Below are 20,303 nucleotides of genomic sequence, written 5' to 3' on the forward strand. Positions count from 1 at the left end.
GTCAGGAGGCCACCGAGATGACGTGGCGGATCGAGGTGCGGTCGGCTACCAGCTCCAGCATGCAGTGGGCCACGTCGGCGCGGCTCGTGGTCAGGCCGCGCCTGACGTTGAGGTCACGGGCCGTGCGGTAGGCGCTGCGCTCGCCGTCGGTCAGGCGCGAGGGCCGGACGATCGTCCAGTCCAGGTCGCTGGCGCGCAGCAACCGCTCGGCCTTGGCCAGGTCGGCGTAGGAGTGGCGCAACATGCGCTGAACGAGCGGCTTGAGCACGTACCGCGTGACCGGGCCGTCGCCGGCGTCGGTGACCAGGCCGCTGGCGCTGACCATCAGCAGGCGCCGCGCGTCGACCTGCGTCATGGCCTTGATCATGGAGGAGATGCTGTCGGACTGCACGGTGGTGGGGCCGCTCCCGCGCGTGCCCATCGCCGAGAGCACCGCGTCGCGGCCCTTGACCGCCGAGGTGATGGCGTAGGGGTTCATCACGTCGGTCTCGGCGACGTCCAGGCGCCCGCGCAGCTCGGCGGGCAGCCTGGACGCGTCGCGCACGACGGCGGTGACCTCGTGGCCGAGGTCGAGTGCTTGGCGCACGAGCTGCTGTCCCGTGCCACCGGTCGCTCCGAAGATCGCGAGCCTCATCGGTGCCACCTCTCGTGAGTTTGTGAGTATTCACTCACCCTACCTCGCAAGGCCCTCACGTGCCCGTCCGGGGCGCTCAGCCTTCGGCCAGGGGGGCGTCCCGGTAGGCGCGCCAGAGTGCGAGGTCGTAGCCCAGGCCCAGGGCCGCGCCGAGCAGCAGCGGGGCTCCCAGTGCGGCTAGGGTGCCGGTCAGCAGTGTGGTGGCGGCGATGGGGGCGGCTGAGACGGCGATGCTGCGGGCCAGGCTGGTCATGCTGGCGGCGGCCGTGCGGTGTGCGGCGGGAACGACCGCGGCCGTGAAGGCCTGCCGCGCCGGTACGTCGATCTTGGAGACCGTCTGGCGGAGCAGCAGCAGGGCGACGGCGGTGGTGAGGTCCGGGGCGAACGGGATGCAGGCCAGCAGCAGGTTGGCCACCGTGTGCGGAAGGAGCATGGTGGCCAGCAGGCCGCGCCGGGCGGCCAGCAGTGGCGCGGTGAGCTGGGCCAGGGCGGGCAGCAGGTTGGCGGCGAAGAACACCAGGCCCAGTTGTGTGGTGGTCGCGCCGTAGCGGTGGGCGAACCACCAGGCCAGCACGGCCTGGACGGCCAGCCCGCCGGACAGGGCGTCCAGCGCGGACAGCCCGGCCAGCAGGCGGACCTGACCCGGCACCCGCACGCGGTGCCCGCTCTGGCCGGGGCGGGCGGTCTTGGGCGCCTCGGCCTGCGGCGACAGGTGCCAGAACAGCGTCACGGTGCCGGCGGCCAGGATCGCGTACAGGGCGAAGGCGGCGTCGGGGGCCGATGTCCAAGGCTGGAGCCCGAGGGCTGCGGCGGCCAGCGCGCCCAGTGCGCCGGAGGCCATGGCGGTGACGTTGTAGCAGGTGAAGAGGGCGGTGTGGCGGGCCTGGGGGCAGGTCTGGGCGAGGATCGCCTGTTCCACCCCGGAGAACGGCGTGTTGTCGTTGGTGGAGGGCGAGATCGTCCCGATGAAGGCGGCGGCGACCAGGATCGGGTAGGACTCGCAGAGCGCGAACACGACGCCGGTCACCGCCATCAGGCAGCCGCACCCGATCAGCGTCCGCCGCCGTCCCCACACGTCGGCGAACAGGCCCAGCATCAGGCTCGCGAACACCGAGCCGGCCGAGGCAACGGCCAGCAGCAGGCCGGTCTGCCAGGGGGCGTCGCCGTCCTGGGCGAGCAACTCGGCCAGGAGCACGCTGGTGCATCCGTAGCCGAAGGTCCGCAGCGACCGTGCCGCGATGACCAGCAGCCCGTTGCGCCCCACTTCGGCCGGAAATATACCCCTGACCTGCGCATATGACATGCGGCATGATTTCGCGGGCGCTACAGCGGGCACACTGCGAACGCGCGGAAACGCGCAAAGATCTTCCTGCGGCTGCCCTGACATGGCCATGCGGCCGCGAGGCAGCGCCGTACGCTCAGGACTGAGCCGGGCACCCCAGTACGGTGAGTCTCGGGGTGCTCGGCGCTTGGCCCAGCCGTCCTCGGGCGCGAAGGCATCCCCGCCCAGTCGTTCTCGGCACTATTCGGGAGCGTAGAAAGCGGTGGTGTTGGCGACGGCGGCGGCGACCTGGTCCGGCGGGCCCCCCGCGGCCAGGTGGGCCTCACCCCACGCCTGGCTGCTGGCCGTGATGAAGCGACGGCCCTCCGGCGTCTCGTGGAAGGTGTTCTCGTCGATCCCGTCCCGGCCGCCGGTGGACAGGTAGAGGCCCAGCCCCAGCAGCGACAGGTCCCAGCCCACGCCGGTCGCGCCGGGCCCGTACTGGTCCCACATCTCCGGCGGCATCTCGGCGCTGTGGCGCAGCTCGAACAGCGTGCCGCCGTCCTGGGCGGACAGGCGCACCTCCACCTCGGAGAAACCGGGGTTCGGGCCGAACAGCCAGCTGACCTTCAGCAGGCTCGGCGGCTCGCAGCGCAGGATCTCGCCGCCCGCGTTGCCTTGGAGCTGGTACGTGCCCCCGAGCCGCAGGTCGCCGGTCACGGGCAGGAACCAGCGGCCCAGCCGCTCGGCGTCGGTGCAGGCGGCCCACACGTCCTCGATCTCGGCGTCGTAGTGCCGTCGCAGCACCACGGTCTTGATCTCGCCGTCCTTCAGCTCGCGCTGAGCCTTCAGGAGCTCGTCCACAATGTCCATCAGGTGTCCTTTTCGTTCGTGCGGCGCTCGCGCTTGCCGCGGGCCAGTTCCGTCGCCAGCGCGTCCAGCCGTTGGTTCCAGAAGCCGCGAAATCGTTCCAGCCAGAGATCGACCTCCTGCAGCGGACCCGCCTCGACGGCATACAGCCGCCGGGTGCCCTGGGCCCGCACGCCGGCGAAGCCGTTGTCACGCAGCACCCGCAGGTGCTGGGAGACGGCCGGCTGGGAGATGCCGAACTCGCGCTGGATGACGGCGGTGAGCTCGCCCGAGCTCTGCTCGCCGCCCGCCAGCAGCTCCAGGATCCGTCGCCGGACTGGGTCGCCGAGGACGTCGAATGCGTGCACGACCCGAGTGTTTCAGGTTCCGCTTATATAAGTCAAACCTGGGATAGACGTCAGTCGTCCAGCCCGCGGGCGCTGAGCGCCTCGCCGAGGGCGTCGGCGTGCCGGAGCGAGCTGACCACCAGCGGCACGGCGAAGGCCCGCAGACTGCGCTCGACGCCCCTGGCCCGCTGGGCCTCACGGACGCGGGTGGCCAGCCCGGCCACGACCGGCACGCTGCGCACGGTCAGCGACAGCAGCAGCGACAGCCGGAACGGGTCCAAGCCGACGAACCTGGCCGGGGCCAGGCAGCGTTCCAGCGTGGACATCATGGCCAACACGCGGGTGGTGAGCGTGACCAGCCCGGCCAGCGCCACGGCCAGCACCACGCGCAGCGTCGCCGACATCGCCCCCTGCAGATCCACGAATGCCCACTGCATCCCGAACAACATCACCGCGAACCACCGCACCGGCTTGACCTGCGCCCAGGCGGCCGCCACCCCGACCCCGGACAGCGCGTACAGGCCCGCCACGACGACCGCCGCCCCGGCAAGTGCCAGCGGCGAGCGCAGCAGCACCAGCACCGTGCACGCCAGCGCCAGCCCGGCCAGCTTGACCCCGGGCGGCAGCCTGTGGAGCGGTGAGTCGCCAGGGACGAAGGCGCCGGTCAGGCCGTTCACGCCATGATCTTCCGGTAGTGGGCGATGGCCTCGTCCGGGGTGTCGTCGGCGACGATCCTGCCCTGGTCGAGCACCAGGACGCGGTCGAAGTCCGCCAGCAGCGGCAGGTCGTGGCTGACGACCACCACCTGCTGCGGCATCTCGCGCAGCAGGTCGGCGACCTGGCGGGAGTGGCGCAGGTCGAGCAGCGTGGTCGGCTCGTCCATCACCAGGATGTCCGGCTCCAGCACCATGACCGAGCACAGGGCCAGCAGCTGCTTCTGGCCACCCGACAGGTGGTGGGCGGGGTGGTCGGCGTGGTCGCCCAGGCCGTACCTGGCCAGCACGTCGTGCACGCGCCGGTCGACCTCATCGCGCGTCAGGCCCTTGCGCCGCAGGGAGAAGGCCACGTCCTCGGCCACCGTCGGCATCACGATCTGCGCGTCCGGGTCGGTGAACAGGAACCCGACACCCCGCCTGATCTTGGCCGCGTGGCGGCGGGTGTCGAGGCCGAGCACGGTGACACTGCCCGAGGTGGGCAGGGCCAGGCCGTTGATCAGGCGGGCGAGCGTGCTCTTGCCCGAGCCGTTGGCGCCGACCACGCCGACCCGGTGCTCGGGCAGCCTGGCGGTGATGCCGCGCAGCACGTCACGCTCACTGAGCCGTACGTGCACGTCGGCGAACTCGATCACGGCGTACCACCCGGAACGCTGCGAATCCCGATCATGCCGGCCCTCCATCTCGTCCTGGACCGACCACCTCGAACAGGGCGGCCACGCCGAGCCCGCCGCCGACCGCGGCCGCGGCGAGCCCCAGCGTCCCCGGCGGGGCGCCCGCGCGGACCAGGCGGCTGAACAGCCTGGTCACCACGACCGCGCCGCTCGCGCCCCACGGATGCCCGAGGGCCAGCGCGCCGCCGTCGGCGCACACCCGTTCGTCGTCCATGGTGTCGAGCCCGAGCGTGTCGGTGACCGCCAGCACCTGCGCCGCGAACGCCTCCACGATCTCCACCGCCGCGACCCGTTCCAACTCCACCCCCGCACGCGCCAGCACCCGCCGCACCGCGGGCACCGGGCCCCAGCCGGGAAGCTCGGGATCGCACCCGACGACGGACCCGGCCACCAGCCGCATCCCCGGCAGGCCCGCGCGCAACCGCTCGGGCACGATGGCCACGGCCGCGGCGCCGTCACTGACCGGCGAGGAATTACCGGCCGTAACTGTACCTTCCGCCACGAACGCCGCAGGCAGACGGGCCAGTGACGCCGCCCGCAGCGGCCTGGGCCGCTGATCGTCGCAGCGCCCGCCGATCGGGACGATCTCCCCCTTGAACCGGCCCGCCTCCCTGGCGGCCAGCGCCCTGGCGTGACTGCGGCAGGCGTAGGCGTCCTGGCGTTCCCGGCCGATGCCGCGTGCCGCCGCCAGCTCCTCTGCGGCCGGCCCCATGTCGGGATCGGGCCGCCCGTCCGGGGTGAAGGACGCCCTGGGGTACGGCTCGGCCGCGCCTCGATGGGTACGCAGGGGCGCGGTCGAGGCGCTCTCCGCCCCTCCGGCGATCACCAGGTCCATCTCGCCCGCGCGTACCGCCTGGGCGGCGACCAGGATCGCGGCCAGCCCGCTGCCGCACTGACGGTCCACCGTGAGGCCGGGCACCTCGTCGCCCAGGCCCGCAGCCAGCGCCGACACCCTGGCCACGTTGCCGCCCGGCCCCATGCAGTTGCCCAGCACCACGTCATCGACCCGCCGCCCGGCCAGATCGCGCGCCACGGCCGCGATCACGGGCGCGGCCAGCCGATCGACGGTCAGCCCCTTGAACGCGTGCCCGGCCGTGCCGATGGGGGTACGCCGTGCCGCCACGATGACGGGTGCCGTCCCGACCATGGGTTCGTCCGGCATGTCAGGCCAGCCGCCGGATGTCGGGGTCGCCGTCCGCCAGACGTGCCGCGACCAGGGCGCGCGCGGGCTTGCCCGTCTGAGTGCGCGGCAGGCTCGGCACCGCGTACCAGCGGCGCGGACGTTGCGCCGCGTCCAGGCCGCCCCTGGCCATCGCCTCCAGCAGCGCGCGCGGCGGCGGGGAGGCGGACTCGGCCTCGATGACCGCCGTGACCACGGAGCCCAGCGACGGGTGCGGCGAGCCGATCACGACGATGTCCCCCACACCGGGCACCTTCCTGAGCACCTCTTCCACGTCCTCGGGCACGACTGTGGCGCCGCCGGTCTGGATCGCACCGTCACCGCGCCCCCGCACCCGCAGCACCTCTCCTACCCGGTACGGCTCCGCCACGTCGCCCACGGTCACCCAGCCGTCACCGTCACGGCGCAACGGCCCGGCCGCATCGCCCAGGTAGCCGTCGGCCAGCCACGGCGAACGCACCCACACCTCGCCGAGAGCGCCTGCCCCGCCGGTCGTGGGCCGGACCTCGATCTCCACGCCCGGAAAAGGGCGCAGCCCACCCCCGTCGACGTCCACCGCCACGAACGACAGCTCGCTCGCCCCGTAGTAGGACACGACACGGACCCCCGCCCGGACGGCCGCGGCGCGCGTGTCCGGGTCGAGGGCCGCACCGCCGACGACGGCCGTACGCAGCGTCCCCGGGTGTGCCAGCACGTCGGGCAGCCGGTGCGGCACCATGTGCACGACGGTGGCCCTGGCCAGCAGGTCGCCCAGCGTCCTGGAGGGCCGGCGGCCGGGCAGGAGGGCCGTCGCGCCGGTGGCCAGGGTGTGTACGGCGGCGAATGCGTACAGGCTCGACACCAGCGGGCCGGGGACCAGGACGACGTCGTCCGGGCCGATCCCGGCGAGGTCGCTGAGGTGCGGGAACGACGCCGTCCACGACGCGCGGGCGCGCACGATGGCGCGCGGCCTGCCGGTGCTGCCCGAGGTGAAGCACGCCCACGCCCTGTCCTCCGGCCGCGGGTCATGCGTCACCGCGGGACCGGCCACGTACGGCAGCGGCGCGTCCACGTGGACGGCGGGCCTGGCCGCGTTCGGTGATGCCGGGGCGACGCGCGACCACCGCTCCCGGTCCCACATCGGGTCGCCCACCAGCGGCGTCGCGCCTGCCAGGTCCGCCGCCAGCACGGCGGTGAGCACGTCGGCCGGGTCCGTGAGGCCGATCGCGACCAGCGTGCCCGGCCCGCTTCCGAGGCCGAGCAGGTGGCGGGCGGCTCCCTGGACGCGTTCGGCGAGCTGGACGTAGGTGAGCTCCCCCTCGGGGCCGCACACCGCCAGGCGCGAAGGGCGCTCGGCGGCGTGCCGCATCACGTGTGCTGCTACCGGCATCGAGGGTTCAACGCCCCGCGCCGGTACGCAGTCGCTCCTGGTGCACGGCCGGGACCGCATCCGGGTAGGCCCGCTGCGTGCCCCGGGCCACGATCGACGCCAGCACCGCCTTGATCAGGTCGCCGGGCAGGAAGGCGGCGCTGAGCAGCGCCGTCTTACCCAGGGACACGCCGGTGATGGCCGCCTGGACAGGTATGCCGAACAGGTAGATCACGCCGACGCCGCCCAGCAGACACGCCACCACCAGGCGGACGATGCCCGGATTGCGGCCCGCACGCTCGACGAGCCAGCCGGTCAGCGCCGCCCCGGGGACCCAGCCGATCAGGAACCCGGCCGACGGCCCGGCGAAGACGCCCAGGCCGCCGCGCCCGCCCGCCAGCAGCGGCAGGCCCGCGGCGACCAGCACCAGCAGCACCGCGACGGCCAGCGCGGCCCGCCACGTGCCGAGGATCGCGCCCGCCAGCATCACGCCGAGCGTCTGGAGTGTGATCGGGACCGCGTTGCCGAAGACGTTCAGCGAGCCGGGCAGGCCGAGCACCGCGATCAGCGCCGCGAACACCGCCACCCGCGCCAGGTCGCCCGTAGGGAACCTGCGCTGCTTCCCTTCATCCTTCATGGGGTCGATCCCACACCACAACACCATGCTTCAGGCATGGAGGTATCCGACAACTTTCCGCGCGTTCATCTGCGAACGCACGATACCGCTTCCACAAACCGCCCATGCCCCGGCGGACAAGGGGCGGTCAGGCGGCCAGGTGGAGGGCTCGGGCCACGTCCGAGGTGGACGAGGACGTCTCCGTCGAGGTGTAGCCGTCGCGCAGGGAGGCGTCCAGGTCCTTCAGGCCGTTGCCGCTCAGCGTGATCACGATCCGCAGCCCTGGCTCCAGCGCGCCCCGCGCGTGCTGGTCGAGCAGGCCCGCGACGCCCGCCGCCGAGGCCGGCTCGGCGAAGACGCCGTCGCGGCGGGCCAGCATCCGGTACGCCGCGAAGATCTGCTCGTCGGTCACCGCCGCGATCAGGCCGCCGGACTCGTCGCGGGCGGCGAGCGCGCCGTCCCAGGTGGCAGGGTTGCCGACGCGGATCGCGGAGGCCTCCGTATCCGGGTCGGCCACGGGCGCGCCGTGGACGAGCGGGGCCGACCCGGCCGCCTGGAAGCCCCACATGCGCGGCAGCCGGCCGGCCAGGCCCGCGCTGTGGTAGTTGCGGTAGCCGCCCCAGGTGGCGGTGATGTTGCCGCCGTTGCCCACCGGCAGGCAGTGCACGTCGGGCGCCTCACCGAGGGCGTCCACGATCTCGTAGGCGACCGTGCGCTGCCCGGACAGGCGCAGCTCGTTGCCGACGGAGTTGACCAGCGCGATCGGATGGTGTGCGGCCAGCTCGCGGGCCACGCGCAAGCAGTCGTCGAAGTTGCCGTCGATCTCGACGATCTCGGCGCCGTACCGTACGGCCTGGCTCAGCTTGCCGAGCGCGATCCGCCCCTTGGGGACCAGCACGGCGGCCGTCACCCCGGCGCGGGCGGCGTAGGCGGCGGCCGAGGCGCTGGTGTTGCCGGTGGAGGCGCAGATGACGGCCTGCGCACCCGCTTCGGCCGCCCTGCTGATCGCCACCGTCATGCCGCGGTCCTTGAACGAGCCCGTCGGGTTGGCGCCCTCGACCTTCAGCCAGACCTCGCAGCCGGTGAGCTCCGACAGGTGCGCCGAGCGCAGGAGCGGGGTGTTGCCCTCGTTGAGAGAGACGGACGGGGTGTCGGCGGTGACCGGCAGCCAGCGCCGGTAGTCGCTGTCGATCAGACCATGCCAGGTTCTCATGCCTGGAACCGTAACATCTGTTTCATGAAGCTCCACAATCGGGATCTGATGTAACATCTGTCATCGTGGGAAACGATCCGGTAGCCGACCGTCTCAGCGCCGTCTATCCCGAGCTGCCACCTGGAGAGCGGGCGATCGTGCGGGTGCTGCTCGACGACTATCCGTTCGCGGCGCTGGGCTCGCTGCGGGCGCTGGCCGAGCGCGCCGGGGTGAGTCCGCCCACGGCGTCGCGGCTGTTCGACCGCCTGGGTTACGCCGGGTTCGCCGACTTCCAGACCGCTGTGCGTGACGGGGCGCGGGACCGGTCGCGGCTGCTGGAGTTCGTCACGCGATCGCCCGGCACAGCCGAGAGCTCCGCGTCCGGCATGAAAGTTCCCGAGGTGCGGCGCGCCGCCGAGGACCTTCGCGCCGGCCTCGACGGCACGCTCGCCGCCGCCACCGATCCGCTGCTCGACGCGTCGGCGGCCCTGCTCGCCGAGGCCGGGTCCGTGTGGGCGCTGGGCGGGCCGCTGAGCGAGCTGGCCGCCGAATACCTGATCCGCCAGCTCGCCAGCCTGCGCCCCGGCGCGCACCGGGTGCCCGACTCGACGCAGGCCCGGTCCCGTACCGTGCTGGACTTGGGCGGCTCCGATGTGGTGGTGGCCTACGACTTCCGGCGGTATTCACCGGACACCGCCCGCTTCGTGCGAGCCGCTCGCGCCCGGGGCGCGCGGCTGTTGCTCGTCACCGACGCCTGGGAGTCGCCCCTGTCGGCCGAGGCGGAGGTGCTGATCAGGCTGCCACGCGAGGCCGCCGGGCCGATCGCGCCGCTCGCGCACGAGATCGCCGTCACCGAGCTGCTGCTCGTCGCCGCGGCCGCCCGCTTGGCGCCCGCCCAGCGCCTGGCCGACCTCGAGGCGCTCAGGCAGACGTTGTGAGCGGGCCCGGCGCGGTGAGCCGCTTGTAGAAGAAGCTGCAGTCCTGCAGCGTGCCGTCCGGGGATCCGGCGTAGCCGGGGACGATGCCATAGCGGGTCCAGCCGCCGGTGAGGTAGACGTGCTCGGCTGTGCTGCCCGTCTCGGTGTCGAGGAGCAGCAGGTCGGCACCGGCGTCGAGGGCGGCCTGCTCGGCCGTGGCCAGCAGGGCGCGCGACAGGCCCCGGCCCCGTGCCTCGCGGTGGACCATGAGTTTGACGATCTCGGCGCGGTGGCGAGCGTTCGGCTTGCGTGCCAGGGCCAGGCTGATGGTGCCGGTGATGACGCCCTCGTCGCGGCTCGTCCAGACCAGGAGGCTGCCGCCGGCCACCGCCGGCTCCTGCGCCCGCCACCAGGCGGCGGCCTCCTCATGGCCGAACGGCGCCAGGAACCCCACGGACGCGCCGCTGTCCACGGCGTCGACCAGGAGGTCGGCCAGGTCCTTGACGGTGGCGTCGAACTCCTCGGCGGACAGGCGTTCGATGCTGTGCATACGGTTCCTCATCTCGACTGGGGTCCAAGTACGCTCCGGCCCGGGCCGGGTTCCCTTGAGGCCCTTCGGGGAAGGCGACGGACACGCGCCGGTGGCGGAGGTGGGATGGGCGGTCACGGGAGGACGACCAGGATGGCGTACCGGACCGGGGACGGGCCAGGGCAGCGGAAACGGGAGGGTCCCCACAGCCGGAAGCGCAGGCAGTCGCCCGTCTCGACGGTGTAGGCGTAGCCGTTGGCGGTGATCTCCACCGCCCCCTCCAGCACCCAGATGTGCTGCTCCAGCCCGGGCACCGGAGGCGCTTCGTACGAGATGTCCGCCCCAGGCCGCAGCGTCCCCTCCACGACCTCGCCACGCAGCCCGGGGTGCGGCGGCGACACGGAACGCCGGACGAACCCCGACTCCTCGTCCCGGAAGACCGCCTGCGCCCCGGCCCGTACGACCTGCGGCGGCTCGGACTCCACCTCGGCCAGCAGCCGCGACATCGTCCGCTCGTAAACGTGGCACAGCTTGCCGAGCAGGGCGGCGGTCGGGCTGATCTCCCCCCGCTCCAGCCGCGACAGCGTCGAGCGGCTGATCCCCGACCGGCCCGCCAGCTCCTCCAGCGACCAGCCCCGCTCGAGGCGCAGCTCCGAGAGCCGCCCGGCGAGCCGGGCCTCCACCTCCTCAGCCTGTCTCATATCAGGGAATATATCCCATATATGGGACTAGCGGCGGCGCCGCACTTTGATGTCGCGCATGTCAGTCACCGCGAGCTTGAGGATCTCGTGCGGATGCCCATGCGCCTCCAGCGCGGCCATCGCCTCCAGCGCCGCCTCGTCCTCGCCGCCGTCCGGCCCGGCCGGCACCTGGCAGCGGAAGGTGAACGCCGTGACGCTCTGGTCATGGGTGAAAGTCCCGGCCTCGGTGTAGGCGGCACCGCTCGCGGCCAGCACGGCGGCTCGTCCGGCGTCGTCGAGCCCTTTGAACTTTCCCCTGATCGTCACCCTGAACACCGCTCACTCCTCTCGTACGGCATAGGCCAGCACCTGCTCGCCCAGCACGCCTTCCGCAACTTCCAGCAACTCCAGCACCGCCGCGGCGATCGCGTCGGGCCGCTCCCCCGCCGCCGTGCGGCGGCCGATCTCGGCGTAGACCAGCGCGTGCAGGCACCCGATGTGCCAGGCCATCACCCGCGGCAAGGGATCGCTCTCGGCCGCGCCGGTCTCCGCGACCAGCTCGGCGGCCAGTGCCTCGGTCATCTTGTGGCCGAGGTCCTCCAGCCGGGCGGCCAGCGTGGGAGCGGCCCGCATCATCTCCAGCACCGGCCCGAAGCCCGGCGTAAGCCCGACGCTGCGCTCGCGCCCGCGCACCTCCTCGCGCAGCATCGCCAGCACCGCGGCGGCGGCCGACTGGCCCGGCCGCCGCCGCCGTACGATGCCGGCCAGCCGATCCGGCGAGGCCTCCTCCGGCGGCAGGACGAGATCCTCCTTGGCCGCGAAGTAGTTGTAGACGGTGTTCACCGACACCTCGGCGGCCTCGGCCACCTCCGCGATCGTGACATTCTCGAAGCCGCGCTCCACGAACAGCCCGACGGCCACGTCCGAGATGCGCTGCCTGGTCTGACGCTTCTTCCGCTCCCGCAGCCCTTCACCCATGCCTGCAGTCTACTGCAAAGTTTAAGTCGACTGCAGTTTTAGGGTACGATGGACAGTGCCGCGCGGGACATGATCACAATGGGCTCCCCCAGTCCGCTCAACCGCCCGGAGCGCACCCATGGTCAAGCGCAAAGTCATCAGGTCCTTGGCTCTCGCCGCTCTCTTCGTGAGCGTGAGCGCCCCGGGGGCGGCGGCGACGATGAGAGCATTAATCCGACATTTCCGGGATCGGTCTACAAAACGGTCACGGACCGAAGTGGCCTTCTCTCGCTCCAGACTTTTGGACGCCCCGACGGCAGGGATATGGTTTTCCGGATTTCGGGCAGCGTGTACGCGAACGTCGAAGGCAACAGCCTCGACCCGGCGATACGGCACGGCCAGAAGCTGTTCAACATCGAGGGCTACAACATCAGGCGCCTGTACCGGGTGCCGGACACGACACAGCTCTACCAGCTCTCCCGCGAGATCGTCTTCTACACCGACCCGGCCGACCCGACCCGGATCCTGCGGGAGTGGAAGAACCCGATCGACCAGAAGACCTATCCGGTCATCCCCATCAACAACGACACGGTGAATTTCGGCCCGTTCAACGTCACCCCCTCCTACGCGGGCCCGCCGGTGCGCGCGATGCATGATGAGACGGTGTGGACCAGCGACATCGGCGTGCGCGCCGACTTCGGCACCGCGCTCGGCGAGCGGTTCGGGCTCGTGGGCGGCGTGTACGCGGCGCAGGAGATGTTCGACTTCTCCGTCGACGAGCGCGAGGCGGCCGTCAGGACCATCCCGGGCACCGTCCCCTCCGGCGCGATGAAAACGAAGATCAGCTGGGCGCGTACGAGCCCGTGGGCGCCGTTCATGTGTCTGGCGGAGAGCGAGGTGCGCGGCCAGCTCACCTACCACGCCCGCAGCTGGTCGCTGAACTCCTACGCCGAGGTCGAGCCGTGGTTGCGCGCCGAGGTCGAGGCGAACTACCCGCTCTACAAGGCGGCGCCGACCGCGCCCGGCGCCGGCGAGAACTCCTGGAGCTCCTTCTACAACAAGCAGCTCGGCAAGGGCGCCACCACCTGGGCCGGCTGGTGCGCGGCCAACGGGCGCCCGTGACCGCCTACACGGCCCTGGCGCTCCAGATGGAGACCAGAGCCGTCAACGCCGACCCGGATCCGCGCGCCGCCATCCGCGCCGCCATCGGGCGGATCGGCGAGCAGGTCGGCGGCAGCAAGGCCTGGCTCGGCCGCGACCTGCGCCTGGTGGTGCTGCCCGAATACGTCATGACCGGGTTCCCGATGCGCGAGAGCTTCGCCGAGTGGCGCGAGAAGGCCGCGCTCGACCCCGGCGGCCCTGAATACGAGGCACTGGCCCAGATCGCCGCCCGGCATGAGGTGTTCCTGTGCGTGAACGCCTATGAGAGCGACGAGCACTTCCCGGAGCTGTACTTCCAGGCCTCGGTGATCCTGTCCCCGCAAGGGGAGGTCGTGCTGCGTTACCGCAGGCTGCACTCGATGTTCACGCCGAGCCCGTACGACGTGTGGGAGCGCTATCTGGAGATCTACGGCATCGACGGCGTGCTGCCCGTGGCCCGCACCGAGATCGGCAACCTGGCCGTGCTCGCCTCGGAGGAGATCCTCATGCCGGAGCTGGCCCGCGCGCTGGCCCTGCGCGGCGCCGAGGTCTTCTGCCACCCCACCTCCGAGGCCTCATCCCCGGCGCTGACCCCGAAGGCGATCGCCCGCCGCGCCCGCGCCACCGAGAACCTCGCCTACGTGGTCTCGGCCAACAGCGGCGGCTTGACGGGCATCGCGATCCCCGGCGACTCCACCAACGGCGGCTCGGAGGTGCTCGACCACCAGGGGCGGGTGCTCGCTCAGGCGGGCCCGGGCGAGTCGCTGGTGGCCGCCGCCGAACTGGACCTGGGCGCGCTGCGCCGGCTGCGGCGGCGGCCCGGCATGGGAAACCTGCCGAGCCGGGTGAAGACCGGGCTGTGGGCCGAGGAGTACGCCAGGCACGACGGGGAGCGGCCCGGCGGCCTGTCGCAGGGCGTGCGCGAGCGCGCGTGGTTCACCGCCAGGCAGGTGGAGACGATCGAGCGCCTGTACGGTGCCGGCTAGCCCGCCGGCCTGCCGGGCTCCTGGACCACCATGGACGCCACGTCCACCTTCGACTTCAGGTAGCCGAACTCGTACATCAGGTCGGCCACCCGCTGGATGCGCTTGGGGCTGAGCGAGGTCGGGAAGGTGCCCATCGCCATGGTCATAACCGCCTGCCTGGGCGTCTGCGTGTAGAGCGGGACGACCTCGGCCAGCTCGGCGCGGTTGGTCGCGGCCAGGCGCTGCGCCATGGCGACCGCGCGCTGGAAGGCCGCCGTGGTGTTCGGGTTCTTGGCCACCCACTGGTCCGTGGCGGCCAAGCCGTCGATCGGCAGCGCGTCGGTGGGCCCCGTATTGGTGTCGAGCAGCAGCCGGGCGCCGGCCTGCTGGGCGGCCGACAGGAACGGCTCCACCATCCACGCCGCGTCCACCTGACCGCTCGTTAGCGCGGCCAGTTGGGCCTGGAAATCGATGGCCACGAACTTCACCTGTTCAGGCGTCACTTCATGCGTCTTCAAATGCGCGCTCATGGACATCGTGCCGAGGTTGTTCAGCGAGTTGACGGCAATCGTCTTGCCCATGAGGTCTTTGGGCGTCTGCAGCGGGGAATCCTTGCGTACCACGACGCCCGCGATGCCGGGCGCGGCCTGCAAACTATCTGAAAGGATCTTCAATTTGGCGGCGCCGCTGTCCTGGATGTTGATGAGCGAGACGTAACTGCCCTTGAAGATGTCGATGCTGCCGTTGAGGATCTTCGGCATGACCGCCTGCGGCGCCTGGATGATCTCCGTCTTGATGGTCAGGCCCTCCGCCTTGAAGAACCCCTTGCGGTCGGCGATGAACACCGGCGCAGATGAGGGCGTGGGGCTGACGCCGATGGTCAGCGTGGTCTTCTCCAGGGGCCCCGACGGAGCCGTGCTGGTGACGGAGCCGGTGCCGCCGCTGCACGCGGCGAGCGTGGTGGTGGCCAGTAACGCCAGGAACGCGCGAAAAGCAGAACCGGATTCCATTGTGGTTTCTCCTTGGCGGGTCACGCATCCGAAAGACCGCGCTGAACGCCTGACAAGCGAGAACCGGCAGCAGTCACGCGGACAGTCGGTGATCGTACAGGAGGGACTGAGGTAATTGCCATGAAATGTCATGACTCATGACTTGGAAGATCCTCACGAATTGTCCGTAGCTGTCCACTTTTCGGCAATCAGGAGGGGCCGGACCGAATTCGCGGTCAATCAACCATTCCAATGGGAGTCACGTGCTTTGTAAGGTTGGCCTAGCTCGCCGGTGTGTGCTCAAATTGCTCTTCGTCTCCGGGCGCGCATCACGCGTCTCGCATGCCGGCGCGCGTTCAGGCGAAAGAGTGGGGAGCCAGTGACGAAGCAACCGACCGCGCTCGGCCCTCGTCCCCGGTTAGCCCACACCCACAGGAGACACAAGCGCAGGCTGCGGCTGCGGGACTGGCGGGTGCGCGCGCGTCTCGTCGCCCTGATCGTCATCCCCACCGGGGTGGGGGTCGTGGTCGGCGCGCAGCAGGTCATCACCTCGTGGGCCGCGGCGGGCCAGTACCAGCGCGTGCTGGACAAGGCCGAGCTCGGCGACGCCGTCATCGAGCTGACCCACCAGCTCGCCTACGAACGGGACCTCGCGGTCCACTACATCGCCGCCGGCCGCACGCCCGAACGCGAGGAGCCGATGCGCGGGCAGTTCGCCCCTGTCGACCAGGCGGCCGCCGCTGTCCGCGCCAAGGCCCGGGTGATCACCACCGATCACGGCGAGAGCGCCTGGACCATCACCCAGCAGATGCTCAGCCGCCTGCCGGAGATCGCCGCGACCCGCGACACCGTGCTGAAGACCCAGCTGCTCGCCCTGCCCGCGCTGACGAAGTACTCCCAGATCATCGACGCCTTCGAGCAGTTCCACGACCAGATCAGCCAGGGTGGAGACCAGGAGGCACTGGCCAACAGCGTCCGGGCACTGTCGGCCCTGGCCAAGGCGCACGACGCCGCCTCGCAGCAACGCGGCCTGCTCGCGGCGGTGGCCTCGGTGGGCCGCTTCCAGAGTGGCGAGCTCGACCGGTTCACGGCCGCCCGCGCCCAGCAGGAGAGCGAGGTCTCCGTGTTCCGGTCGGTGGCCACGCTGGACGAGCTGCAGACCTACGACGACACCGTCACCGGCACGCTGGTGGACCGCGCCGAGGTGATCAGGCTGCGCGCGCTCGCCCAGGTCACGGAGGGCGACCGGATCGACCTCGATCCGGAGGGCAGCGACGACGCCGACCGCTGGTTCCAGGCGATCAGTGGCACCGTCGACGGCATGTGGACGGTCCAGCGGCGCCTCGGCGAGTCGATCATCGTGCAGAGCCGCACGCTGCAGGACGCCGCCCGCCGCGAGGCGCTCCTGGCCGCGACCTACAGCCTCCTGCTGCTGCTCGCGGTCCTGATCGCCACCGCCATCATGGCCCGATCCCTGGTCAGGCCCCTGCGCAGGCTGCGTACGGAGGCGCTGCACATTGCCGGCGTCCGCCTGCCCCAGACCGTGCGCACGCTGCGCGAGACCGGCGACGAGTCCACCGTGGCCATCGCCCCCATCGGGGTCGACTCCCTGGACGAGGTCGGTGAGGTCGCCCGGGCCTTCGACGAGGTCCACCGCGAGGCCGTCCGCCTCGCCGGCGAGGAGTCCAGGCTGCGCGCCGACGTCAACGCCATGTTCGTCAGCCTGTCCAGGCGCGGCCAGACCATGGTGCAGCGGCTGATCAAGCTCATCGACGGGCTGGAGCAGGGCGAGCAGGACGAGCAGCGGCTGGCCGGCCTGTTCACGCTCGACCACCTGGCCACACGCATGCGGCGCAACAACGAGAACCTGCTGCTGCTGGCAGGCCAGGAGCCTCCCAGGCGGTGGAACAAACCGGTCAGCGTGGCCGACGTCGTACGCGCGTGCCTGTCGGAGGTGGAGAACTACGAGCGGGTCACGGCCCGGATCACCACTCCCAGCGCCGTCTCCGGGCAGGCGGTGAACGACATCATCCACCTGCTGGCCGAGCTGGTGGAGAACGCGCTGTCGTTCTCGCCCCAGACCACCCCGGTGGTCGTCGCCGCCGGAACCGTCGACGGCGCCGGCGGTGGGGGCGGCATCATGCTGACCATCACCGACACCGGCATCGGCATGGTCCCCGACGAGCTCACGCAGGCCAACGAGCGCCTCTCCCGCGCGCCCGCGGTGGACATCTCGGTCTCGCGCCGTATGGGCCTGTTCGTGGTCGCCCGGCTGGCCAACCGCCACGGCATCCGCGTGCAACTGCGCCAGAACGACGCCAGGGGCCTGACCGCGACGGTGTTCCTGCCGGAGGCGCTGCTGCAGCCGCCCGCCTACCCGACTCCGGGCGCGGCCTTCGGCCGGCCGTTCGCCGGCCCCGATTCCTGGGACCCTCGTCCGCCCGTGCCCCCGCCGCCGCGCCAGCGCACGCCGGACATGGCCGACTGGCCGTCGTTCGCCACCGATCCCGCACCCGAGGAGCCCGCGGCAGGCTGGTACGGCACGTTCGACACGCCCGCGGCCAGGGCGCGATTCGACGTCCTGCGAGGCGGCACCCCCATTCCCACCCCCGGCCCCGCTCTCCGCGGCCCGATCGCCAACGACTCGAGCCCCGGCGGCCACGTCGGCGCCGGGCCCATCGCCGGCGACCCGCTCGCCGGCCGTCCGGGCGACCGGGCCGCCATCCCCGGCGACCCGCTCTCCGGCAGCCTGGACCGCTCGGCCGCCGAGCCCGTCACCGACGGCTACCTGCCGATCTTCGCCGCGGTGGAGTCGGCCTGGTTCAACCGCGACAAATCCGACAGCGGCTGGGGCTCACCCGAGGTGGACGCCGGGTGGAGCGCCGCCGAGGCCGCCGCCTTCCCCGCCAACGACGGCACCACCGCCTCCGGCCTGCCCAAACGCGTGCCCAAGGCCAACCTGGTGCCCGGCAGCGCCGACACCGCCTCGGTGCCCAAGGGCGTCGCACCCATCCCGCAGACCTCTCCCGAGGAGGTCCGCGACCGCATGACCAGCTACCAGCGGGGCTTCCGAGCCGCACGCGACGAGATCAGCACGCGCAGCATTCCTCCCTTCGCATCAGGGAGCACGACCCGCGAGGAAGGCCCATGACCCGCGACAACAACCTCGACTGGTTGATCACCGACTTCGTCCGGTCCGTTCCCGGCGTGGCCCACGCCGCCGTCGTCACCTCCGACGGGCTGCCCCTCGCCGTCTCTGCCGGTTTTCCACCCGAGCGCGCCGACCAGCTGGCCGCCGTCGCCTCGGGGCTGGCCAGCCTGACGCAGGGCGCGGCCTCACTGTTCGGGGGCGGCCCGGTCATCCAGACCGCCGTCGAGATGCAGCGCGGGCTCATGCTGAACGTGTCCATCAGCGACGGATCCTGCCTGGCCGTGCTGGCCGCCCCTGACTGCGACATGGGCGTGGTGGCGTACCAGATGACGCTCCTGGCCGACCGGGCCGGGCAGGTGCTCACCCCGGCGCTGCGCTCCCGGCAGACCAGGTGAGCGCGGATGACCGACCCGCGCTGGGGCGGCGGCTGGCAGCCGCCGCCCGACCCCGACGAGCAGGACCAGGACTCGCCCGTCCGGCCGTACGCCGTGACCGGCGGGCGTACCGCGCCCCGCATCAAGCTGGCGATGGAGGCCCTGGTCTGCTCCGCTGACGCCCCGCCGCACGCCTTCGCCCTCATCACCCCCGAGTACGCCGCCATCAGCGAGCTGTGCCGTCAGGTCCGCTCAGTGGCCGAGGTGGCCGCGGTGCTGCGGATCCCCCTCGGGGTCGCCCGCGTGCTCATCGCCGACATGGCGGCCGAGGGGCTGCTGCGGCTGCACCATCCGCGGCTGCCCGGCGGACGGCCTGACCCCGGCCTGCTGGAACGGGTGCTCGGCGGGCTGCAACAGCTCTGAGCAGGCGAGCGCCACGCCATCGGCGTCCGACCGGCCGTCCTGCGCCACAGCGCCAAGGTCGTTCAGCAGGCAGTGAGGGTGTCGCGCCACACCTCGTCCAGGGCCATCTGGATCGCGCCGCCGAGCACGGAGCCCTCGGCCAGCTCCGACAATTCCACGCTTGGCGGGGTGAGGGTCAGGTCTTCGAGGTGCCGTGCGATCGCGTCCAGCAAGACCGCGCCGGCCCGGGCGATGCCACCACCGATCACTATCGCGTGCGGGGACAGCACGAGGACGACGGGTGCGATCGCCTCGGCGAAGACGGCGGCGACCCGGTCGACGACCTCGGCGGCGATCGGGTCGCCCCCGTCGGCGGCCGCGAAGACGGCGGCCGCGTCAGTCGCACGGGCGAGCCTGGACCCTGGATGCTCCGCGGCGCGGCGGCGGGCGAGATCGACGATCGCCTTGCCGCCGATCGCGAGCTCCAGCGGCCCCCGGCCGTCCCCGGTCGCGTCGGGAAGGTCCCCGACCGGACGGATGAATCCGATCTCACCGGCCTGTCCCGCGCCCCGATGCAGCCGCCCGTCGATGACGACACCGGCTCCGAGCCGCTCGCCCCACTGAACCGCGAGCAGGGTGCCCGAGCCGGTGCGTTGGTGAGCCGCCGCCAGAGCGGCCAGGTTCGCATCGTTCTCCACCGTGACCCCGCACCTGAATCGAGCCCGCAGGTGGCCGACGAGGTCGATTTCCGACCAGCCCGGCACACTCGGGGCGAACAGCACCCGGCCGGTGGTCACCTCGACGATGCCCGGGGTCGCCGCGGTGACGGCCGTGATCTGCTCGGCGGCCAGGCCGGCCGTCGCCAGCGCCTCACCCGCTGTCTCATCGACCGCCTCGAGCAGGTGCCGGGCGCGGCGGTGACGGACCGCCCGGCGAATCACGGCAAGGCGCTCACCGGCCAGGTCGGCGATCCCCGCCGTCACGGTGTGCGGCCCGACGTCCAGGCCGAGTACGGGTGCCGCCCGGCCGTTCAGTGAGAACCGCGTCGCCGGTCTGCCCACCGTGGCCGGCTGCGGCGCGTGCTGCCGTAGCCAGCCGGCGGCGAGCAGATCCTCTACAGCTTGGGCGACCGTCGGGCGGGTGAGCTCGGTCAGCTGGGTGAGTTCGGCCAACCGCACCGGCTCGGGCGCGCGGCGTCGAACGGCGTCGAGCACCGCCGCCCGGTTCATTCTGCGCAGCACCGGTGTGCCCGCCGGCCGTTCCTCCTTCATCCACGCCCCCTCACCGTCGCCGGGTCTTGACCTCTCGGTCGCTACGGCTGAGTATATTTCGCAAAGAGTTTACTAAAAGTCTTTACATAATTGCTGCCCCTGCTCGCCCCCCTC

At 71.9% G+C, this 20,303-nt stretch carries 22 protein-coding genes; 6 read left to right on the forward strand and 16 right to left on the reverse strand.

The genetic code is table 11. The features are described 5' to 3' along the window. Nucleotide 1: 1 nt before the first annotated feature. The 10 genes from ACQPWU_RS28110 to thrC all read right to left on the reverse strand — a co-directional run bounded on the left by ACQPWU_RS28110 (nt 2) and on the right by thrC (nt 8,835). Nucleotides 2-634, reverse strand: coding sequence for an NAD(P)-dependent oxidoreductase (locus tag ACQPWU_RS28110; RefSeq protein ID WP_433444718.1), 633 nt, complete (start codon nt 632-634; stop codon nt 2-4). A 76-nt stretch (nt 635-710) separates the two neighbouring features. Beyond that, nucleotides 711-1,898, reverse strand: a complete 1,188-nt coding sequence (locus ACQPWU_RS28115; protein ID WP_433444719.1) for an MFS transporter — start codon at nt 1,896-1,898, stop codon at nt 711-713. 258 nt (nt 1,899-2,156) lie between these two features. After that, complete coding sequence (locus ACQPWU_RS28120; protein ID WP_433444720.1) at nt 2,157-2,768, reverse strand: SRPBCC family protein; 612 nt, start codon at nt 2,766-2,768, stop codon at nt 2,157-2,159. Beyond that, nucleotides 2,768-3,112: an ArsR/SmtB family transcription factor gene (locus ACQPWU_RS28125; protein WP_433444721.1), complete on the reverse strand. Its 345-nt coding sequence runs from the start codon at nt 3,110-3,112 to the stop codon at nt 2,768-2,770. Before ACQPWU_RS28125 ends, ACQPWU_RS28120 begins: the two co-directional genes overlap by 1 nt. A gap of 50 nt (nt 3,113-3,162) precedes the next feature. After that, on the reverse strand, nt 3,163-3,768 hold the full coding sequence (locus ACQPWU_RS28130) for an energy-coupling factor transporter transmembrane component T family protein (RefSeq protein ID WP_433444722.1): 606 nt from the start codon (nt 3,766-3,768) through the stop codon (nt 3,163-3,165). Next, complete coding sequence (locus ACQPWU_RS28135; RefSeq protein WP_433444723.1) at nt 3,765-4,439, reverse strand: energy-coupling factor ABC transporter ATP-binding protein; 675 nt, start codon at nt 4,437-4,439, stop codon at nt 3,765-3,767. The genes ACQPWU_RS28130 and ACQPWU_RS28135 overlap by 4 nt, the downstream gene beginning before the upstream one ends. Before the next feature lie 31 nt (nt 4,440-4,470). After that, nucleotides 4,471-5,640 (reverse strand): thiolase family protein, encoded by a 1,170-nt coding sequence (locus ACQPWU_RS28140; RefSeq protein ID WP_433444724.1) that lies wholly within the window; start codon nt 5,638-5,640, stop codon nt 4,471-4,473. A gap of 1 nt (nt 5,641) precedes the next feature. Then, nucleotides 5,642-7,027 carry a class I adenylate-forming enzyme family protein gene (locus ACQPWU_RS28145; RefSeq protein WP_433444725.1) on the reverse strand — a complete coding sequence of 462 codons (1,386 nt, stop codon included), beginning with the start codon at nt 7,025-7,027 and terminating at the stop codon, nt 5,642-5,644. A gap of 7 nt (nt 7,028-7,034) precedes the next feature. Continuing rightward, entirely contained in the window at nt 7,035-7,643 is a 609-nt protein-coding gene (locus tag ACQPWU_RS28150; RefSeq protein WP_433444726.1) for a biotin transporter BioY, read from the reverse strand. A gap of 127 nt (nt 7,644-7,770) precedes the next feature. Next, complete coding sequence (thrC, locus tag ACQPWU_RS28155; RefSeq protein ID WP_433444727.1) at nt 7,771-8,835, reverse strand: threonine synthase; 1,065 nt, start codon at nt 8,833-8,835, stop codon at nt 7,771-7,773. A 65-nt stretch (nt 8,836-8,900) separates the two neighbouring features. Here thrC and ACQPWU_RS28160 point away from each other — a divergent pair, with 65 nt between their 5' ends. Beyond that, entirely contained in the window at nt 8,901-9,752 is an 852-nt protein-coding gene (locus ACQPWU_RS28160) for a MurR/RpiR family transcriptional regulator (RefSeq protein ID WP_433444728.1), read from the forward strand. On the opposite strand, the gene ACQPWU_RS28165 is transcribed toward ACQPWU_RS28160, so the two are convergent. From ACQPWU_RS28165 to ACQPWU_RS28180, 4 genes are all read right to left on the reverse strand, one after another. Further along, nucleotides 9,736-10,281: a GNAT family N-acetyltransferase gene (locus tag ACQPWU_RS28165; protein ID WP_433444729.1), complete on the reverse strand. Its 546-nt coding sequence runs from the start codon at nt 10,279-10,281 to the stop codon at nt 9,736-9,738. The genes ACQPWU_RS28160 and ACQPWU_RS28165 overlap by 17 nt on opposite strands. A gap of 113 nt (nt 10,282-10,394) precedes the next feature. After that, the gene (locus tag ACQPWU_RS28170; protein WP_433444731.1) at nt 10,395-10,961 is read right to left on the reverse strand and encodes a helix-turn-helix domain-containing protein; all 567 of its coding nucleotides are present in this window, start codon (nt 10,959-10,961) and stop codon (nt 10,395-10,397) included. 27 nt (nt 10,962-10,988) lie between these two features. Next, complete coding sequence (locus ACQPWU_RS28175) at nt 10,989-11,276, reverse strand: DUF6204 family protein (protein ID WP_433444732.1); 288 nt, start codon at nt 11,274-11,276, stop codon at nt 10,989-10,991. A gap of 3 nt (nt 11,277-11,279) precedes the next feature. Further along, a complete protein-coding gene (locus ACQPWU_RS28180; protein WP_433444733.1) occupies nt 11,280-11,918 on the reverse strand; it encodes a TetR/AcrR family transcriptional regulator in 639 nt (212 codons plus the stop codon). 303 nt (nt 11,919-12,221) lie between these two features. On the opposite strand from ACQPWU_RS28180, the gene ACQPWU_RS28185 reads away from it, so the two are divergent. Beyond that, complete coding sequence (locus ACQPWU_RS28185; protein ID WP_433444734.1) at nt 12,222-13,019, forward strand: DUF1838 family protein; 798 nt, start codon at nt 12,222-12,224, stop codon at nt 13,017-13,019. Continuing rightward, entirely contained in the window at nt 13,016-14,023 is a 1,008-nt protein-coding gene (locus tag ACQPWU_RS28190) for a nitrilase-related carbon-nitrogen hydrolase (protein WP_433444735.1), read from the forward strand. The genes ACQPWU_RS28185 and ACQPWU_RS28190 overlap by 4 nt, the downstream gene beginning before the upstream one ends. On the opposite strand, the gene ACQPWU_RS28195 is transcribed toward ACQPWU_RS28190, so the two are convergent. Further along, a complete protein-coding gene (locus ACQPWU_RS28195) occupies nt 14,020-15,012 on the reverse strand; it encodes an ABC transporter substrate-binding protein (protein WP_433444736.1) in 993 nt (330 codons plus the stop codon). The genes ACQPWU_RS28190 and ACQPWU_RS28195 overlap by 4 nt on opposite strands. Before the next feature lie 358 nt (nt 15,013-15,370). Between ACQPWU_RS28195 and ACQPWU_RS28200 the strand changes: the two genes are divergently transcribed. From ACQPWU_RS28200 to ACQPWU_RS28210, 3 genes are read left to right on the forward strand one after another with little or no spacing between them, the layout of a single operon-like run. After that, nucleotides 15,371-18,142 carry a sensor histidine kinase gene (locus ACQPWU_RS28200; protein WP_433444737.1) on the forward strand — a complete coding sequence of 924 codons (2,772 nt, stop codon included), beginning with the start codon at nt 15,371-15,373 and terminating at the stop codon, nt 18,140-18,142. Beyond that, nucleotides 18,139-18,537, forward strand: coding sequence for a roadblock/LC7 domain-containing protein (locus ACQPWU_RS28205; protein ID WP_433444738.1), 399 nt, complete (start codon nt 18,139-18,141; stop codon nt 18,535-18,537). Before ACQPWU_RS28200 ends, ACQPWU_RS28205 begins: the two co-directional genes overlap by 4 nt. Before the next feature lie 6 nt (nt 18,538-18,543). After that, entirely contained in the window at nt 18,544-18,939 is a 396-nt protein-coding gene (locus ACQPWU_RS28210; RefSeq protein WP_433444739.1) for a DUF742 domain-containing protein, read from the forward strand. 62 nt (nt 18,940-19,001) lie between these two features. On the opposite strand, the gene ACQPWU_RS28215 is transcribed toward ACQPWU_RS28210, so the two are convergent. Continuing rightward, the gene (locus ACQPWU_RS28215) at nt 19,002-20,189 is read right to left on the reverse strand and encodes an ROK family protein (RefSeq protein WP_433444740.1); all 1,188 of its coding nucleotides are present in this window, start codon (nt 20,187-20,189) and stop codon (nt 19,002-19,004) included. Between the last annotated feature and the right edge of the window lie 114 nt (nt 20,190-20,303).

Source organism: Nonomuraea sp. CA-141351, from assembly GCF_050944675.1.
Taxonomy (GTDB): domain Bacteria; phylum Actinomycetota; class Actinomycetes; order Streptosporangiales; family Streptosporangiaceae; genus Nonomuraea.

What these genes read in the sequence shown, in the direction of transcription:
- ACQPWU_RS28110 (WP_433444718.1), bottom strand. Translation starts at nt 634, where the DNA reads ATGAGGCTCGCGATCTTCGGAGCGACCGGTGGCACGGGACAGCAGCTC.
- ACQPWU_RS28120 (WP_433444720.1), bottom strand. Translation starts at nt 2,768, where the DNA reads ATGGACATTGTGGACGAGCTCCTGAAGGCTCAGCGCGAGCTGAAGGAC.
- ACQPWU_RS28140 (WP_433444724.1), bottom strand. Translation starts at nt 5,640, where the DNA reads ATGCCGGACGAACCCATGGTCGGGACGGCACCCGTCATCGTGGCGGCA.
- ACQPWU_RS28145 (WP_433444725.1), bottom strand. Translation starts at nt 7,027, where the DNA reads ATGCCGGTAGCAGCACACGTGATGCGGCACGCCGCCGAGCGCCCTTCG.
- ACQPWU_RS28150 (WP_433444726.1), bottom strand. Translation starts at nt 7,643, where the DNA reads ATGAAGGATGAAGGGAAGCAGCGCAGGTTCCCTACGGGCGACCTGGCG.
- thrC (WP_433444727.1), bottom strand. Translation starts at nt 8,835, where the DNA reads ATGAGAACCTGGCATGGTCTGATCGACAGCGACTACCGGCGCTGGCTG.
- ACQPWU_RS28165 (WP_433444729.1), bottom strand. Translation starts at nt 10,281, where the DNA reads ATGCACAGCATCGAACGCCTGTCCGCCGAGGAGTTCGACGCCACCGTC.
- ACQPWU_RS28170 (WP_433444731.1), bottom strand. Translation starts at nt 10,961, where the DNA reads ATGAGACAGGCTGAGGAGGTGGAGGCCCGGCTCGCCGGGCGGCTCTCG.
- ACQPWU_RS28180 (WP_433444733.1), bottom strand. Translation starts at nt 11,918, where the DNA reads ATGGGTGAAGGGCTGCGGGAGCGGAAGAAGCGTCAGACCAGGCAGCGC.
- ACQPWU_RS28185 (WP_433444734.1), top strand. Translation starts at nt 12,222, where the DNA reads ATGGTTTTCCGGATTTCGGGCAGCGTGTACGCGAACGTCGAAGGCAAC.
- ACQPWU_RS28195 (WP_433444736.1), bottom strand. Translation starts at nt 15,012, where the DNA reads ATGGAATCCGGTTCTGCTTTTCGCGCGTTCCTGGCGTTACTGGCCACC.
- ACQPWU_RS28205 (WP_433444738.1), top strand. Translation starts at nt 18,139, where the DNA reads ATGACCCGCGACAACAACCTCGACTGGTTGATCACCGACTTCGTCCGG.
- ACQPWU_RS28210 (WP_433444739.1), top strand. Translation starts at nt 18,544, where the DNA reads ATGACCGACCCGCGCTGGGGCGGCGGCTGGCAGCCGCCGCCCGACCCC.
- ACQPWU_RS28215 (WP_433444740.1), bottom strand. Translation starts at nt 20,189, where the DNA reads ATGAAGGAGGAACGGCCGGCGGGCACACCGGTGCTGCGCAGAATGAAC.